This is a genomic window from Arenimonas composti TR7-09 = DSM 18010 (assembly GCF_000426365.1).
GTDB classification, from domain to species: Bacteria; Pseudomonadota; Gammaproteobacteria; order Xanthomonadales; family Xanthomonadaceae; genus Arenimonas; species Arenimonas composti.
This window is the reverse complement of sequence record NZ_AUFF01000001.1, coordinates 538020-554522: the sequence shown is the minus strand read 5'-3', so window position 1 is coordinate 554522 and position 16503 is coordinate 538020. Positions and strand designations below refer to the sequence as shown.

16 protein-coding genes are annotated in these 16503 nt (G+C 70.1%); 6 read left to right on the top strand and 10 right to left on the bottom strand.

What is annotated here, in order from left to right; translation table 11 throughout:
- Positions 1-40: 40 nt before the first annotated feature.
- On the top strand, positions 41-817 hold the full coding sequence (locus tag K311_RS0102490) for a ferredoxin--NADP reductase (RefSeq protein WP_043798373.1): 777 nt from the start codon (positions 41-43) through the stop codon (positions 815-817).
- Positions 818-953: 136 nt separating this feature from the next.
- Here the strand turns inward: K311_RS0102490 and K311_RS0102485 are convergent, their stop codons facing one another.
- Positions 954-1433, bottom strand: a complete 480-nt coding sequence (locus K311_RS0102485) for a glutathione peroxidase (protein ID WP_026816008.1) — start codon at positions 1431-1433, stop codon at positions 954-956.
- 125 nt (positions 1434-1558) lie between these two features.
- Between K311_RS0102485 and K311_RS0102480 the strand changes: the two genes are divergently transcribed.
- Entirely contained in the window at positions 1559-3733 is a 2175-nt protein-coding gene (locus K311_RS0102480) for a M3 family metallopeptidase (RefSeq protein ID WP_026816007.1), read from the top strand.
- A 166-nt stretch (positions 3734-3899) separates the two neighbouring features.
- On the opposite strand, the gene K311_RS14925 is transcribed toward K311_RS0102480, so the two are convergent.
- A complete protein-coding gene (locus K311_RS14925) occupies positions 3900-4337 on the bottom strand; it encodes a PA2169 family four-helix-bundle protein (RefSeq protein WP_051239397.1) in 438 nt (145 codons plus the stop codon).
- 240 nt (positions 4338-4577) lie between these two features.
- Positions 4578-5066, bottom strand: coding sequence for an NUDIX hydrolase (locus K311_RS0102470; RefSeq protein ID WP_026816006.1), 489 nt, complete (start codon positions 5064-5066; stop codon positions 4578-4580).
- A gap of 50 nt (positions 5067-5116) precedes the next feature.
- Here K311_RS0102470 and K311_RS0102465 point away from each other — a divergent pair, with 50 nt between their 5' ends.
- Positions 5117-6400 (top strand): TIGR03862 family flavoprotein, encoded by a 1284-nt coding sequence (locus K311_RS0102465; RefSeq protein ID WP_026816005.1) that lies wholly within the window; start codon positions 5117-5119, stop codon positions 6398-6400.
- On the opposite strand, the gene K311_RS17395 is transcribed toward K311_RS0102465, so the two are convergent.
- A complete protein-coding gene (locus K311_RS17395) occupies positions 6382-7179 on the bottom strand; it encodes an FKBP-type peptidyl-prolyl cis-trans isomerase (RefSeq protein ID WP_051239396.1) in 798 nt (265 codons plus the stop codon). The two genes, K311_RS0102465 and K311_RS17395, sit on opposite strands and share 19 nt — an antisense overlap.
- A 152-nt stretch (positions 7180-7331) precedes the next feature.
- A complete protein-coding gene (locus tag K311_RS0102455; protein ID WP_026816004.1) occupies positions 7332-8045 on the bottom strand; it encodes a pseudouridine synthase in 714 nt (237 codons plus the stop codon).
- 259 nt (positions 8046-8304) lie between these two features.
- Here K311_RS0102455 and K311_RS0102450 point away from each other — a divergent pair, with 259 nt between their 5' ends.
- Positions 8305-8496: a hypothetical protein gene (locus K311_RS0102450; RefSeq protein WP_026816003.1), complete on the top strand. Its 192-nt coding sequence runs from the start codon at positions 8305-8307 to the stop codon at positions 8494-8496.
- A 69-nt stretch (positions 8497-8565) separates the two neighbouring features.
- On the opposite strand, the gene dbpA is transcribed toward K311_RS0102450, so the two are convergent.
- Positions 8566-9933: an ATP-dependent RNA helicase DbpA gene (dbpA, locus tag K311_RS0102445; RefSeq protein ID WP_026816002.1), complete on the bottom strand. Its 1368-nt coding sequence runs from the start codon at positions 9931-9933 to the stop codon at positions 8566-8568.
- A gap of 94 nt (positions 9934-10027) precedes the next feature.
- Here dbpA and K311_RS0102440 point away from each other — a divergent pair, with 94 nt between their 5' ends.
- Entirely contained in the window at positions 10028-11230 is a 1203-nt protein-coding gene (locus K311_RS0102440) for a lytic murein transglycosylase (protein ID WP_051239395.1), read from the top strand.
- Positions 11231-11323: 93 nt separating this feature from the next.
- On the opposite strand, the gene K311_RS0102435 is transcribed toward K311_RS0102440, so the two are convergent.
- Complete coding sequence (locus tag K311_RS0102435) at positions 11324-13243, bottom strand: OPT family oligopeptide transporter (protein WP_026816000.1); 1920 nt, start codon at positions 13241-13243, stop codon at positions 11324-11326.
- 148 nt (positions 13244-13391) lie between these two features.
- On the opposite strand from K311_RS0102435, the gene ypfJ reads away from it, so the two are divergent.
- A complete protein-coding gene (gene ypfJ / locus K311_RS0102430; RefSeq protein WP_026815999.1) occupies positions 13392-14261 on the top strand; it encodes a KPN_02809 family neutral zinc metallopeptidase in 870 nt (289 codons plus the stop codon).
- A gap of 106 nt (positions 14262-14367) precedes the next feature.
- Here the strand turns inward: ypfJ and K311_RS0102425 are convergent, their stop codons facing one another.
- The 3 genes from K311_RS0102425 to K311_RS0102415 are packed head-to-tail and all read right to left on the bottom strand — an operon-like array spanning position 14368 to position 16422.
- Positions 14368-15318: an acyltransferase gene (locus tag K311_RS0102425; RefSeq protein ID WP_081683230.1), complete on the bottom strand. Its 951-nt coding sequence runs from the start codon at positions 15316-15318 to the stop codon at positions 14368-14370.
- Between the two features lie 28 nt (positions 15319-15346).
- Positions 15347-15868 (bottom strand): thiol-disulfide oxidoreductase DCC family protein, encoded by a 522-nt coding sequence (locus K311_RS14915; protein ID WP_051239394.1) that lies wholly within the window; start codon positions 15866-15868, stop codon positions 15347-15349.
- The gene (locus K311_RS0102415) at positions 15865-16422 is read right to left on the bottom strand and encodes a GbsR/MarR family transcriptional regulator (protein WP_051239393.1); all 558 of its coding nucleotides are present in this window, start codon (positions 16420-16422) and stop codon (positions 15865-15867) included. Before K311_RS0102415 ends, K311_RS14915 begins: the two co-directional genes overlap by 4 nt.
- Between the last annotated feature and the right edge of the window lie 81 nt (positions 16423-16503).

Sequence of the window (16503 nt, the reverse complement as noted above, 5' to 3'; positions counted from 1 at the left end):
CGCGCCTCCCGAAAACTCCCCTACGGTTCCGCCCTCCCCCATGTCCGCCTTCGCCACCGAGCGCGTGCTGGTCGTCCGCCACTGGAACGACGACTACTTCAGCTTCACCACCACCCGCGACGACGGCCTGCGCTTCGAGAACGGCCAGTTCGTGATGATCGGCCTGATGGTCGACGGCCGGCCGCTGATGCGCGCCTATTCGATCGCCTCGGCCAACTGGGAGGAGGAGCTCGAGTTCTTCAGCATCAAGGTGCAGAACGGGCCGCTGACCTCGCGCCTGCAGCACATCAAGCCGGGCGACGACCTGCTGGTCAGCCGCAAGCCCACGGGCACCCTGCTGATCAGCGACCTGCATCCGGGCCGCAACCTGTACCTGCTGTCGACCGGCACCGGCCTGGCGCCCTTCCTGTCGATCATCAAGGACCCGGGCACCTACGAGCGCTTCGAAAAGGTCGTCCTGACCCACGGCGTGCGCACGGTCGCCGACCTCTGCTACCACGACTACATCGTCAACGAACTGCCGCGGCACGAATACCTCGGCGAGACGATCGCCAGGCAACTGCTGTACTACCCGACCGTCACCCGCGAGGACTTCCGCAACACCGGCCGCCTGACGACGCTGCTGGCGTCCGGCAAGCTCGCCGCCGACCTCGGCCTCGACGCGCTGGACGCAGAGAATGACCGGGCGATGATCTGCGGCAGCCCGCAGATGCTGGCCGACTTCCGCGCGATCCTCGACGGCCGCGGTTTCGTCGCGGCGCCGCGGATCGGCACGGCCGGCCATTACGTCTTCGAGCGCGCCTTCGTCGAGAAGTAACGCGCCCCCGTAGGAGCGCCTTCAGGCGCGATGCCTTCGCCGTGGATCGTGATCCGCGATGAAGGGCATCGATGAAAAGCATCGATGAAAAGCATCGCGGCTGAAGCCGCTCCTACAGCCGCTCCTACAGCCGCTCCTACAGCAGCGCGTCGATGTCGGCGGCGATGCTCTCGGGCTTGTCGGTCGGCGCGTAACGCTTCACCACCCGGCCGTCGCGGTCGACCAGGAACTTGGTGAAGTTCCACTTGATCGCCTCGAGGCCGAGCAGGCCGGGCTTCTCCTTCTTCAGCCAGCGGTACAGCGGATGCGCCTCGCCGCCGTTGACCTGGATCTTGGCGAACATCGGGAAGCTGACCTCGTAGGTCAGCGAGCAGAACTCGCGGATCTCCGCCTCGTCGCCGGGTTCCTGGTGCCCGAACTGGTCGCAGGGGAAACCGAGCACCACCAGGCCGCGATCGCGGCGCTCACGCCACAGCTGCTCGAGGCCGGCGTACTGCGGCGTGAAGCCGCATCGGGAAGCGGTGTTGACGATCAGCAGCACCTTGCCGCGGTAGTCGGCCAGCGACTGCGGGCTGCCGTCGATCGTGGTGGCGGAGAAATCGTGGGCGGTGGTCATGGTCGGCTCCGGTTGATCGCGGCAGCCTAGCGCAGGAGCGGCCACCCCTGCCTTTCGTCATGGGCAGCGACCGTCCGCTCGGGGTAGGCTCCGGCGGCTTCCCGCAAAAACTTCCGAGGATCCCGATGAACAAGTCTCTCGTCGCCGCGCCGCTGGCGCTGGCGATCGCCCTCGCCGTCGGCGGCTGCCAGCAGCCGGCCGGTGAGGCCTCCGCCGCCCCGACCACCGCGGCCGATGCCGCCACCGACGCCGTGACCGAGAATCCCTTCTTCGCACCCAGCACCCTGCAGTACCAGTTCCCGCGCTTCGACCTGATCCGCGACGAGCACTACCAGCCGGCGCTCGAGCGCGGCATGGCCGAGCAGATCGCCGAGGTGCGCGCGATCGCCGACAACCCGGAGGCGCCGAGCTTCGACAACACCATCGTCGCGATGGAGAACTCCGGCGCCCTGCTCAACCGGGTCGGCGCGGTGTTCTTCAACCTGGCCGGTGCCCACACCAACGACGCGATCAAGGCCGTGCAGGCCGAGATGGCGCCGAAGATGGCCGCCCACCAGGACGCGATCCTGCTCGACGCGGCCCTGTTCGCCCGTATCAAGACCCTGTACGACGGCCGCGCCGAACTCGGCCTCGACGCCGAGTCGCAGCGCCTGCTCGAGCGCTACTACACCGACTTCGTCCGCGCCGGCGCCAATCTCTCGGACGCCGACAAGGACGTGCTCCGCGGCTACAACGCCGAGCTCGCGACGCTGTCGACGAAGTTCAGCCAGAACGTGCTCAACGAGGTCAATGCCTCCGGTGTCTGGGTCGACGACGTCGCCCGCCTCGACGGCCTGTCCGACGAGGCGATCACCGCCGCCGCCGAGGCCGCGAAGGCGGCCGGCCAGGAAGGCCGCTACCTGATCGCGCTGATGAACACCAGCGGCCAGCCGCCGCTCGCCAGCCTGACCGACCGCGCCCTGCGCCAGGAAATCATGGCCGCCTCGCTCGCCCGCGGCACCCGCGGCAACGAGTTCGACAACCGCGAAATCATCGCCCGCGTCGCCCGCCTGCGCGCCGAGCGTGCCGCCCTGCTCGGCTACGACAGCCACGCCGCCTACATCATCGAGGACGAGACCGCCGGCACCGTCGCCGCGGTCAACAAGCTGCTGTCCGACCTCGCCCCGGCGGCGGTCGCCAATGCCCGGCGCGAAGCCGCGGACATGCAGGCGATCATCGACGCCGAAGGCGGCGGCTTCCAGCTCGAGGCCGCCGACTGGGCCTTCTACGCCGAGAAGGTGCGCCAGCAGCGCTACGACTTCGACGAGTCGCAGCTGCGCCCCTACTTCGAGATGAACCGCGTGCTCGAGGACGGCGTGTTCTACGCCGCCGGCCAGCTCTACGGCCTGAGCTTCAAGGAGCGCACCGACCTACCCGTCTACCAGCAGGACGTGCGGGTGTGGGAGGTGTTCGAGGCCGACGGCAGCTCGCTGGGCCTGTTCATCGGCGATTTCTACGCCCGCGCCAGCAAGCGTGGCGGCGCCTGGATGAACGCCTACGTGCCGCAGAACGGCCTGACCGGTACGCATCCGGTGGTCGGCAATCACCTCAACATCCCGAAGCCCGCCGCCGGCCAGCCGACCCTGCTGACCTTCGACGAGGTCACGACGATGTTCCACGAGTTCGGGCACGCGCTGCACGGCCTGTTCTCGAGCACCCGCTACCCGCAGTTCGCCGGCACCAGCGTGCCGCGCGACTTCGTCGAGTACCCCTCGCAGGTCAACGAGATGTGGGCCACCTGGCCGAGCGTGCTCGCGAACTACGCGAAGCACTACCAGACCGGCGAGCCGATTCCGCAGGCGCTGCTGGACAAGGTGCTGGCCGCCGAGCAATACGGCCAGGGCCACGCGACCACCGAATACCTGGCGGCCTCGCTGCTCGACCAGGCCTGGCACCAGTTGAAGCCGGACCAGGTGCCGACCGACGCCCTCGCCTTCGAGGCACAGGCGCTGAAGGCCGCCGGCGTCGACTACGCGCCGGTGCCGCCGCGTTACCGCAGCACCTACTTCAGCCACATCATGGGCGGCTACTCGGCCGGCTACTACGCCTATCTGTGGAGCGAGGTGCTGGATGCCGAGTCGGTCGAGTGGTTCAAGGAGAACGGTGGGCTGAGCCGCGCCAACGGCGACCACTTCCGCGCCACCCTGCTGTCGAAGGGCGGCAGCGTCGACGCGATGCAGCTGTTCCGCGACTTCCGCGGCCGCGATCCGCAGGTCGGGCCGCTGCTGCGCCGGCGTGGCCTGGAGACGGGCGGCAACTGACGCCAGCTGCCGCTCGGCAACAAAAAACCGCCCGGGCGACCGGGCGGTTTTTCTTCCTGCTTCCTGTAGGAGCGGCTTCAGCCGCGATGCCTTTGCAGTCGAATCGCGCCTGAAGGCGCTCCTACATCGCGCCTGAAGGCGCTCCTACAGGTGGGAGGGGGGCGGATCAGGCGCCGCGGTTGGCCGCGCGCAGTTCCTTGTTCAGCACCTCGGCCTTGCTGACGTACTGCTTGGCGAGGACACGGACGACGAAGCTGTGGTCACGGTCGAGCACGACCTTCTGGAAGGTGGTCTGCAGCTGACCTTCGACTTCGGCCATGCGCACGAAACGCTCGCTGCCCGGCTCCTGCTTGCGCAGACCGGCGTAGGCGCGTGCGAGGTCGCCGAGGCTGGATTCGCCCTTCTTCGCCGGCTTGCGACGACCCGCCGGGGCCTTCACCTCGCCGGACAGTTCCTGCGCGAGCTCCGACTTCACCTTGGCCATGCGCGCGAACAGCGCACTGAGCTTCTTGTCCTTCACCTTCTGCGCGGCTTCCTCGTAGAAGGCGTATCCGTCCTCGCTGATCTCGATCAGGTCGGTCAGGTTGCTGCTGGTGTCGGTCATCGGGCGCTCCTTGGCGAGGTGATGGGCAGCGCGGCCGGACCGCCTGCCAGGCCGGCGGGCGGCGGTCCCGAAGGACCGGACGGTCGCGAAGGAAAGCGGACAATGCGCCCCGGGGGGGCATTCACTGCCCGCTCAGGATACGTTCCACGACGTTAGAATCCTGTTATTCACAGGCGGGCGGCACTTCCAAACGCGCGACGGAAATCGATGTTTGCGGCGCGTTTCGCCGACGTTCGCCGCTTATAAGCGCGAATACTGCCAAGATACCATCCGCCCGGAGGCATAGGGCATATGCCCGTGGAACGTCCTCGGGTCCGCGTCGAAGACCAGCGGCAGGAAATGGCGGTCGCCTTCCCAGAGCGGCAACCGATCCAGCCGGTCCAACGGCACCCACTCCAGATCCCCTTCGGCGTTGGCGGGCGGCACCTCACCCGTCCAGCCGTCGATGACGAAGACGAAGCCGAGCCAGTCCTCGCCATTCCTGCCGAAGCCGGGCCAGCTGATCGTGCCGCGCAGGCGCAGCGAGACGACCTCGATGCCCGCCTCCTCGTGCAGCTCGCGACGCATCCCGGCGACCACGTCCTCGTCCCGTTCGAGCTTGCCGCCGAGGCCGTTGTACTTGCCGAGATGATGGTCGCCGGCGCGGGCATTGCGGTGGACCATCAGCACGCGCTGGCGGTCCGGCGAGAGCACGTAGCCGAGGGTGGCCAGGATCGGGGTATAGGGCATCGTCGCCTCGCGCGGAACGGGGGCGGCAGGATCGCATGCGACAATCGCGCATGTCCTCGATCTCCCTCCCCGGCGTGGCCGTCATCGGCGGCGGCCCGGCCGGACTGATGGCCGCGGAAGCGGCGATCGCCGCCGGCGTGCCGGTCGACCTGTTCGACAGCCGCGGCTCGGTCGGCCGCAAGTTCCTGATCGCCGGCAAGGGCGGCCTGAACCTCACCCACGGCGAGCCCTTCCCCGCCTTGGTACGCCGCTTCCGCGAGGCCGCACCGACCGTCGAAACCTGGCTGCGCGACTTCGATGCCGATGCGCTGCGCAGCTGGGCCCGCGGTCTCGGCGTGGAGACCTTCGTCGGCAGTTCCGGCCGCGTCTTCCCGCTCGACCTGAAGGCGGCGCCGCTGCTGCGCGGCTGGGTGCGCCGCCTGCGCGACCAGGGCGTGCGCTTCCACCTGCGCCGGCGCTGGCTGGGCTTCGCTGCCGACGGCGCGCTGCGCTTCGCGGACCTCGGCGCCGACACGTCCGACGCCGGCCACAACGCGGGCCACGAGGCGAGCTACCGCGCCGCCGCGACCGTGCTCGCCCTCGGTGGCGGCAGCTGGCCGCAGCTCGGGTCGGACGGACGCTGGGTCGCGCCGCTGCGGGAAGCCGGTATCGACGTCGGCGACCTGCTGCCGGCCAACTGCGGCTTCGATGTCGCCTGGTCGCCGTGGTTCGTGCAGCGTTTCGCCGGCGCGCCGCTGAAGCCGGTACGGATCGCGCTGGCGGTCGACGGCCAGGCGCCGGACTGGTTGCAGGGCGAATGCGTCTGCAGCACCGACGGGATCGAGGGCAGCGCGGTGTACGCACGCTCGGCGGAGATCCGCGAGCACATCGCCGCGCACGGCCGCGCCACGCTCCTGCTCGACCTCGCGCCCGGGCGCAGCCCCGACCAGCTGCGGACCGCGCTGGCGGCACCGCGCGGCAGCCGCACGATCGCCGAACATCTGCGGCGGCGCGTAGGCATCGACGGGGTCAAGGCGGCCCTGCTGCGGGAAGTCCTCGGCACTGCCCTGCCCGCGGATCCGGCGGCCCTCGCCGCCGCGGTCAAGGCGCTGCCGCTGAGCTTGCTACGGCCGCGGCCACTGCCGGAAGCGATCAGCAGCGCCGGCGGCATCCGCCTGCAGGCGCTCGACCGCGACCTGATGCTGCGTGCGCGCCCCGGCGTGTTCGCCGCTGGCGAGATGCTCGACTGGGAGGCACCGACCGGCGGCTATCTCCTCACCGCCTGCTTCGCCAGCGGCCGCCGCGCCGGCAGCGCCGCGGCCCGCTGGCGCGAGGCTCACTCCGACCAGCCGTAGAGCGTCACGTCGAAGACCAGCATGCCGCGCGGCGCGGTCGGGTCGGGACTGGCGTCGTAGCCGAGATGACCGGGGATCCAGAAGCGGAAGCTGTCGCCCCGCGACATCAGCGGCAGCCCTTCCTGCCAGCCCGGGATCAGCCCCGCCAGCGGCAGGAAGGCGTGACCGCCGCTGCGCAGCGAGCTGTCGAAGGGACGGCCGTCGGCGGTCCAGCCGGTGTAGTCGATTTCGATCACCGCATTCGGGCCCGGGTGGTCGCTGCCGCCGCCGCGCCGGAGCACCTTCCAGGCCAGGCCGCTGGCGCTGCGCTGGGCACCGTCCGGCACAGCGGCGACGTCCGGCGGCGCCTGCAGCGGGTTGGCTTCGCCGATCACCGTCAGCTCGATCACGTGCGGCAGGTTCGGCATGCCCGGATAGCCCGGCGCCAGCCGCTCCGGCTGGATCCACCAGCGCCGGGTTTCCCCGACCGGCGTCAGCATCAGCGCCCGCGCCAGCGCCGGCTGCTGCCGCGCCAGCGCCCGCACCGGCACCACCCGGTTGCCGTCCTCGCGCGCGCTCGCCCGGGCGACGCCGTCGGCGCTCCAGACGTCGGCGCGGTATTCGACGAACTCCCCGCGCACCAGGTTGCCCTGATCCGGCCCCGCCTTCAGCACCACATAGGCCATGCCACTCGCCGCCTCCACCGCCTGCGCCGGCGGCGCCGCCAACGGCTGCGGCGGCGCGGCCTGCACCGTCGTGGCCAGAACCAGCACCAGCAACCACTCCACTTTCGACTTCATTCGCTTACCCCGGGTGGATATGGAAAATGAGAAATGAGAAATGAGGAACGAGGAACGAGTGAACGCGCGCGCGGTGCGCGCGAAAGGCGGGATCGGCCGACGGGAGTTTCGACTCGTTTCCCGTTCCTCGTTTCTCGTTTCTCGTTTCTGCTTTACCAGACCTGCTGCTCCGGCAGCAGCCCCCGCAACTCGGCATCGGTGAGGTTGCGCCAGCGGCCGGGCTTGAGTTCGCCGAGACGGACGTTGGCGATGCGGATGCGGCGCAGCTGGGTCACGCGGTAGTCGAAAGCCGCGGCCATCAGGCGGATCTGCCGGTTCAGGCCCTGGGTCAGCACGATCGAGAAGCCGTAGCGGGCGATCTTGCGGGTACGGCAGGGCAGCGTCATCTGCCCGTGGATGCGCACGCCGCGGGCCATGCCACGCAGGAATTCCTCGGTCACCGCGTGGTTCACGCCGACCAGGTATTCCTTCTCCTTCTTCTCTTCGGCGCGCAGGATGCGGTTGACGATGTCGCCATTGCTGGTCAGCAGGATCAGCCCTTCCGAATCCTTGTCGAGGCGCCCGATCGGGAAGATGCGCTGCTCGTGGCCGACGAAGTCGACGATGTTGCCGGCGACCGTGGTGTCGGTGGTGCAGGTGATGCCGACCGGCTTGTTCAGGGCGATGTAGACGTGGCGCCGGGCGCCTGGCTTGCCCGCACGGATGCGCAGCGGCTGGCCATCGACCAGGACCTGGTCGCCCTCGCCGACCTCGGCGCCGATGCGGGCGCGGATGCCGTTGACCTGCACCCGCCCCTCCGAGATCAGGCGGTCGGCCTCGCGGCGGGAGCAGTGGCCGGTGTCGGCGATATGGCGATTGAGGCGCATCGGAGCGGCAGGTGCCGTAAAGCGTCAGAAGTGGGCGCGAATGCTGTCATGGCCGCAGCCGTCCTGCCATCGCCGCAGTGAGACCGGCTTACCTGCGGCCGGCGTGCGGTTACCGGTGCTGGCATCCCGGGCCCCGGTTCCGTGAACCGGTTCACGCTTTCGGATGCGCGACCCGCCCGCGCCTGATTTCGCCGCGTTCGTGGCACGGAACCTGCTTCCACCTCCCTGCGTTTCCCCCCACCGCATCAGGGAGCTCCACATGGGCATCGTCATCCCCTTCCCGAGCAAGGCCGTCATCGACGACGACCTGGCCATCCGACTCTGGGAACTGGTCATCGCCGGCGACATCGGCAGTGCCGAATACCGCCGCATCGACGCCGAAATCAGCCGTCGCCGCGCGCAGAAGGCGCCGGCCCGCAAGGCCGTGGCGGCGGCGCCGCTGGGTCGCTGAGGCGGTGATCGTTCCCCGCGCCACCACCCGCTGGAGTCGCCGGGCCCGCCCCGCGAGCCGCTCGCAACGTCAGTCGAGCTTCCGGATCCGGAAGCTGCGGCCCTTGATCTTGCCGGTGCGCAGCCTCTCGAGGGCCCTGCTGGCCTGGCTGCGCTCGATCGCGACATAGGTCCGGGTCGCGAAACCGGCGATCTTGCCGATCGCCGCGGCGTCCAGCCCCGCCGCCCCCGTCAGCGCCCCTACCACGTCGCCCGGCCGCAGCTTGTCCTGACGGCCGGCGTCGATCACGAGGGTCGTCATCTTCGCCGCCGGCGCCGGTTTCGGGCGGCGGGACAGGTCGATGCGCTCCCATCCCACCGTGCCGCCGAGGCGCTCCTCGATCGCCACCACCCGCCGCCGCTCGTCCTGGGCGACCAGCGACAGCGCCAGGCCCTGGGCGCCGGCACGACCCGTGCGGCCGATCCGGTGCGTGTGGATGTCGGCGTCGCTGGCCAGGCCATGGCTGATCACCAGCGGCAGGCCGACGATGTCGAGGCCACGGGCGGCGACGTCGGTCGCCACCAGCACGGCGGCGCTGCCGTTGGCGAAGCGCACCAGCACCTCGTCGCGATCGCGCTGTTCGAGGTCGCCGTGCAGCGCCAGCGCGGCGATGCCGCGGCGGTCGAGGTCCTCGGCCAGCGCGGCGACGTCGCGGCGGGTATTGCAGAACACCAGCGCCGCCTCCGGCTGCAGGTCGCCGAGCAGCAGTGCGATCGCGTCGGCCTTGCGCGCCGGTTCGACCTCGATGAACCGCTGCCGTACAGGCGCCTCGCCATCGTCGAGCCGGTACTGCTCGGCCTCGCGCTGAAAGCGGCCACCGAGCTCGCGGATCGCCTCCGGAAACGTCGCCGAGAACAGCAGCGTCTGCCGGCTCGCCGGGGTCTGCCCGACGATGCCGGCGATCGCGTCGGCGAAGCCCATGTCGAGCATGCGGTCGGCTTCGTCCAGCACCAGCACGCGCAGGCCGTCGAGCGGCAGCGCGCCCTCGTCCATCAGCTCCTGGATGCGCCCGGGCGTGCCGACGACGACCTGGGGCAGCTGCACCAGCGACGCCAGGTGCGGACGCAGCGGCACGCCGCCGCAGAACACCGAGACCTTCAGGTTCGGCAGGAAGCGGCCGAGGCGGCGGATTTCGCGGCCGACCTGGTCGGCGAGCTCGCGGGTCGGGCAGAGCACCAAGGCCTGCACGCCGCCGGCACCGGCGTCGATGCGCGCCAGCAGCCCGAGCGCGAACGCGGCGGTCTTGCCGCTGCCGGTGCGGGCCTGGGCACTGACATCGCGTCCGGCGACCAGGGCCGGCAGGGTCGCTGCCTGCACCGGGGTCGGGCTGCGGTATTCGAGTACATCGAGGGCCTGGCGCAACGGCGGGGGCAGGTCGAGAGCGCTGAAATCGTCCATGCGCGATTGTCGCACGCGCCCCGCCCCGGGCCGGCGGCAGCTTGAGCCGCGGTCGTCACGAACCGGTTCAGTGCCGGGATGGCAGAGTTCGCGCATGACCACGCCCGCCCTGTTCCTGCTCGCGACCCTCGCCGTGCCTGCGGCCCCCGCCCCCGCCGCGCCGGAACTGCCGCGCGACGCCGCCTTCGAGGCCTGCGTCGCCAGTCTGCGCGCACCGGCGGCGGCCGCCGGCATCCGCAGCGACACCTTCGCCACACTGACGGCCGACCTGCGCAAGGATCCGTCGGTGCTGGAATCGCTCGACTACCAGCCGGAGTTCCGCACGCCGATCTGGGACTACCTTGCCGGCCTCGTCGACGACGAGCGTGTCGACGACGGCCGCGCCCGCCTCGCCGAACATCGCGAACTGCTCGACCGGCTGGCCGCCGAATACCAGGTCGACGCCGAAACCATCGTCGCGGTCTGGGGCGTCGAAAGCGACTACGGCCGCACCTTCGGCCGCAAGCCGCTGCTGCAGTCGCTGGCGACGCTGTCCTGCGCCGGACGCCGCCAGGCCTTCTTCCGCGGCGAGCTGTTCGCGCTGATTAGGCTGATCCAGGCCGGTGACCTGCGCGCCGAAGGCCTCGCCGGCTCCTGGGCCGGTGCTTTCGGCCACACCCAGTTCATGCCGAGCACCTACCAGCGCATCGCCGTCGACGGCGACGGCGACGGCCGCCGCGACCTCGTCGCGAGCATCCCCGACGCCCTCGCCTCCACCGCCAACTACCTGCGCAAGGCCGGCTGGCGCCCCGGCGAGGCCTGGGGCTTCGAGGTCAGGCTACCGGCGGGCGACTTCAACGCGGCCGGGCGCCAGGCGAAAAAGCCGATGGCGCACTGGCGCAGCCGTGGCGTGGTCCGCGCCGACGGCAGTCACCTGCCCGCCGGCGACACGGCCGCGGCGCTGCTGCTGCCGGCGGGCCGCGAGGGCCCGGCCTTCCTCGTGCAGCGCAATTACGATGCGATCTATTCCTACAACGCCGCCGAGAGCTATGCGCTGGCGATCGCCCTGCTCTCGGACCGCCTGCGCGGCGGTCCCGGCCTGGTCGCGGACTGGCCGACCAACGATCCGGGCCTGAGCCGCGCCGAACGCCGGCAACTGCAGGAACGGCTGCTCGCCCGCGGCCACGACATCGGCGCCGTCGACGGCCTCATCGGCGCGAAGACCCGCGACGCCATCGCCGCCGAACAGCGCCGCCTCGGCCTCACGCCCGACGGCCGCGCCGGCCGCGCCATCCTCGAGGCCCTGCGAAAAGAATGAGTTCGTAGTCCGTACGAGGCAGTAGTCAGGACGGCGAGTGCTATCGCCCGTCCCGACACTACCTCGTACCTCGTACCTCGTACCTCGTACGAACTACGAACTACGCTTGGCCGCGACGCGGTAGATCCACGCCGCGACGATCGCCAGCACGATCAGGCCGCCGATCTCGCCGACATTCCAGCGGCCGTCCATCGCCAGCACCGAGGGGTTTTCGCTGACCACGATCGGCACCGCGATCGCGATGCCCATCAGCGCCTCACCGGTGATCAGGCCCGCGGCGAACAGGGTGCCGGGACGGTGCACGCGGTCGCGCGCCTCCTCGTCGTGCGGGTCGACGCCGTGCCGGCGCTCGACCAGCCAGGACAGCAGGCCGCCGAGGAAGATCGGCACCATCAGTTCCAGCGGCAGGTAGATGCCGATCGCCGCCGCCAGCACCGGCACGCGGAAGTTCGACTTGCGCGCCTTCAGGAACTCGTCGAAGGCGATGATCACCGCACCGATGCCGGCGCCGATCCAGATCATCGTCCACGGCAGGTCGCCGCCGAACATGCCGCGCGCCACCGACGCCATCAGCGTCGCCTGCGGCGCCGCCAGCGAATCCGGGCGATCCGGCGTCGGCGCACCGATGCCGTAGGCCTCGGCCAGCAGGTTCAGCACCGGCGCCATGATCAGCGCGCAGGAGAAGGCGCCGATCATCAGCATCAACTGCTGCTTCCACGGCGTCGCGCCGACCAGGTAGCCGGCCTTGAGGTCCTGCAGGTTGTCGCCGCCGACCGCCGCCGCGCAGCAGACGACCGCGCCGATCATGATCGCGGCCACCGCACCGATCGGCGAGTCCTTGCCCAGCAGCAGCATCAGCACCAGCGAGGCGAACAGGATCGTCGCGATCGTGATGCCCGACACCGGATTGTTCGACGAGCCGACCAGGCCGGCGAGATAGGCCGACACCGACACGAACACGAATCCGGCGACGATCATGATGATCGTCATCGGAATGCTCACACCCCAGCTCTGGACCACCGCCTGGTAGAGCAGCGCCAGCGGGATCACGAAGATCACCAGCGCCACCAGCATCCATTTCATCGGCAGGTCGCGCTCGGTGTCGGCGATCACGGTGTCGCGCGACTGGCGGGCGGCGGCGATGCCGCTGCGGATGCCGCTGAGCAGGGAATTGCGCAGTGTGAACAGGGTCCAGATGCCGCCGATCAGCATCGCGCCGACGCCGAGGTAGCGGATCTGGGTCGACCAGATCGTCCACGCCGCGTCCTCGGCGCCGATGCCGGCGAGGGCCGGATCGGTGGCCGCGAACATCGCGTGGTAGGCCGGGATCGCGATGTGCCAGCTGATCACCGCGCCGGAAAGGACCACGATGCCGACGTTCAGTCCGACGATGTAGCCGACGCCGAGCAGCGCCGGCGACAGGTTCGTGCCCATGTAGCCGAGGTACTTCCCGAAGAAGCCGGAAGCCGCCGCGGTGTCCGGGATCAGCCGCAGGCCGCTCTGCGCGGCCAGCTTCACGAAGCCGCCGATGACGGCGGCGATGCCGAGGATCTTCAGGCCCGGCCCGGGGTTCTCGCCGGCCTTGAGCACTTCCGCGGCCGCCTTGCCCTCGGGGAACGGCAGCGGCTCCTCGACGATCATCGAGCGCCGCAGCGGCACCGAGAACAGCACGCCGAGCAGACCGCCGAGGCCGGCGATCGCCAGCACCCAGGAATATTCGAAGGTCTGCCAGTGGCCGAGGATGATCAGCGCCGGGATCGTGAAGATCACGCCGGCGGCGATCGAGGAGCCGGCGGAGGCGCCGGTCTGCACGATGTTGTTCTCGAGGATCGTGCCGCCGCCGAGCACGCGCAGCACGCCCATCGACATCACCGCGGCCGGGATCGCGGTGGCGATCGTCAGGCCGGCGAACAGGCCCAGGTAGGTATTGGCCGCGGCGAGCACCACCGCCAGGATGATCGACAGGACGACCGCGCGCAGCGTCAGCTGGCGTGGCGAGGACGGCTGGTTCATGCAGGCTCCGGCGAAACGCAATGGACGGTGACTGCCGGACTCTACCCGTTCACGGGCGGACGCGGCACCCCGGGGGACGGGCGCATCCTCACTCGCCGATGGCACGGCCTTGGGCAACAATCGCCCGACCCATGACGGAGACCGGACCATGAAGTGGCGCAGCGCGCGGCAGAGCACCAATGTCGACGACCGGCGGGGTGCCGGCCCGGCCCGCCTCGGCGGCGGCGGTGCGCGCCTCGGCCTCGGCGGGACCGTCGCGGTGCTGGTGATCGGCATGCTGTTCGGCATCAATCCCCTGGAGATGCTCGGACTGATGCAGCAGTCCGGCGGCCCGGCGCCGGTGGAACAGTCCGGCCCGAACACCGCGCCGACCGACGAACAGGGGCAGTTCGTCGCGGCGATCCTCGGCGAGACCGAGGATGTGTGGACGCAGGTGTTCCGCGCCAGCAACCTGAATTACCCGCCGCCGACCCTGGTGCTGTTCAGCGGCGCGGTGCAGTCCGGATGCGGTGGCGCCACCGCCCAAGTCGGGCCCTTCTACTGCCCGGCCGATCGCAAGGTCTACATCGACCTGAGCTTCTTCCAGCAGATGCGTACCCAGCTCGGCGGCGGCGGCGATTTCGCCCAGGCCTACGTGATCGCGCACGAGGTCGGCCACCACGTGCAGACGCTGATCGGCGTCAGCGACCAGGTGAACCGCAGCCGCAACAGCCGCGGCGGTGCCGAGGGCGCCGACGGCCCGCTGGTGCGCCAGGAACTGCAGGCCGACTGCTTCGCCGGCCTGTGGGCGCACCATGCGCAGCAGCGCCACGCCTGGCTCGAGGCGGGCGACCTCGAGGAAGCGCTGAACACCGCGACGGCGATCGGCGACGACACCCTGCAGCGCCAGAGCCAGGGCCGCGTGGTCCCCGACTCCTTCACCCACGGCAGCTCGGAACAGCGCGTCCGCTGGTTCCGCATCGGCTTCGAAACGGGCGAGTTCGCGCGCTGCGACACCTTCGCCGCCGCGCGACTTTGACAGCGAGAAACGAGTGGAGAGTAACGAGTAACGAGTGGAAGCCCGCGCCTGCGGCGCGGCCGCGCGAAGCGCGAGTTGCTACTCGTTACTCGTTACTCTCCGCTCGTTACTCGCCTTTCCAGCTTTCGAGCCGCGCGTCCTTCTCCTGCCACAGCCCGTTCAGCCAGGCCTGGAAGCGGACGCGGAACGCGCGGTCGTTCTCGTAGTCGCCGCCGGCGAAGCCTTCGGGGACCGGCAGTTCGCGCACGTGCACGCGCACCACGCCGATGCGGTCGGCGAACAGGTCGGCGAAGCTCGGCGTGCCGGTGTCGTAGTGGATCGTGACGTCGAGCACCGCGTCGATCGCCTGCCCCATCGCCCCCAGCACGAAGGCGACGCCGCCGGCCTTCGGCCGCAGCAGGTGCCGGTACGGCGGCTGCTGCGCGGCATGCTTGGCGCCGGTGAAGCGGGTGCCTTCGACGAAGTTCATCACCGACACCGGGATCGTCAGGAACTTCGCGCATGCACGCCGGGTCGCTTCGACATCGCGACCGGCGAGGGCCGGGTTCTTCGCGATCTGCGATTTGGTGTAGCGGCGCATGAAGGGGAAATCCAGCGCCCACCACGCCAGGCCCAGCAGTGGCACCCAGAACAGCTGGCTCTTCAGGAAGAAGCGCAGCAAGGGGATGCGCCGGTTGAAGGCCTTCTGCAGCACCGGGATGTCGACCCAGCTGCGGTGGTTGGCCAGCACCAGGTAGTGACCGTCCGGGCGCAGGCCCTCGAGCCCTTCGATCACGAAGCGCGTGCTCGTGAAGCGGTCGATCATCGCGCTGTTGATGCCGATCCAGTTCTCGGCGATCGCCATCAGCCACGCGTCGAAGGTCCGCCGCCAGGCCGGAATCCGCAGCACCGCCTTGAACAGCGCCACCGCCAGCAGCACCGGCACATGCAGGCAGGTACTGGTGATCAGCAGGACCGCCGCGACCCAGGGAGCGATCGCGGCGAGGAGCGGATTCCGACGGCGCGGCGGCGGGGTTGCGGGGCTGGGCAGAGGCTGGCGGGTGGGGTCTGGAGTCATCGTGGCGTCCGGGAAAACGCCGCGCAGCCTAGCAAGCGCGACGCGGACCCGGCACCTGCCGGTGATCCGGGAGGGAGCAGACGCCGTCGCGGCAACCCGCGGCACGACGCTCCGCGCGCGCCGCCGCCCGCCGTACGCCCCAGCCGTAGAGCCGGTTGATGCCGAGCCGCGACAGCGGTTGCCGGAAGCGCGCGATCCACGGATAGAGCCGCTCCCACAGCGGCTGCAGGCGCGGATGCGCGAACATTCGGGCGACGCTGTGCAGCCCGGCGGCGCCGTAGGCCAGTTCGAACACGCCGACCCCGCGGTACCAGCGGCCGGCACCGTCGACGGCATGGATCGCCTGCATCAGCGCCGGCACGTCGACCCCGGCGGCGGCGCAGCGGGCATCGGCGAAGCCGGGCGCGGAGGCGTCGCGCAGGCGCAGGCGGTTACCGCGGTCCCACGCCTTGATCGCATGCATCTCCTCCCGGCACAGCGGGCAGGACGCGTCGTAGAAGATCGTCAGCGGCCACACCACGGTGGCGGCAGCGTCGGTGTGCGTGCTCATGCGTCGTCCCTCAGCAGTTTCTGGATGCGGTTCCCGAGCTTCATCACCTTCACCAGGGTCGCCGGATCCAGCCGCAGCATCTCCTCGCCCCAGGCCGACAGCGACTGCATCAGCGCCAGCGTCTCGGCGATGCGCCTGCGGGCATCGGCATCCTCCGCGGCGAAGGCGGGGTCGGCAGTGATCGCCTCCAGGGTGGCCACGGTGGGATCGAACTCGCGCGCCTTGCGCTCGCGGACGACGGTGCGGAACAGCTCCCAGACGTCGCGCGAGGTTTCGAAATGGTCGCGGCGCTCGCCCATCAGGTGGACGGTGCGCACCAGCTTGAAGTTGATCAGCTCGCGCAGGCTGTTGCTGACGTTGCTGCGGGCGACCGTGAGGATCTCGGCGATCTCCTCGGCATGCATCGGCCGACCGGTGAAGAACAGCAGCGCGTGGATCTGCGCGACCGTGCGGTTGACCCCCCAGCGTGAGCCCATCTCGCCCCAGTGCAGGACGAAGCGGCGGCCGAGGGGCGACAGGGGATCGGCGGGATACGGGGCGGGCTCGGTGCTCATCGGTATGGATTCCGGCTTGCGGTCAAGCTAGTCTCGTCGTACTTTTCTGTCAAGACAGAAATTACTGGAACAAGGGGATCT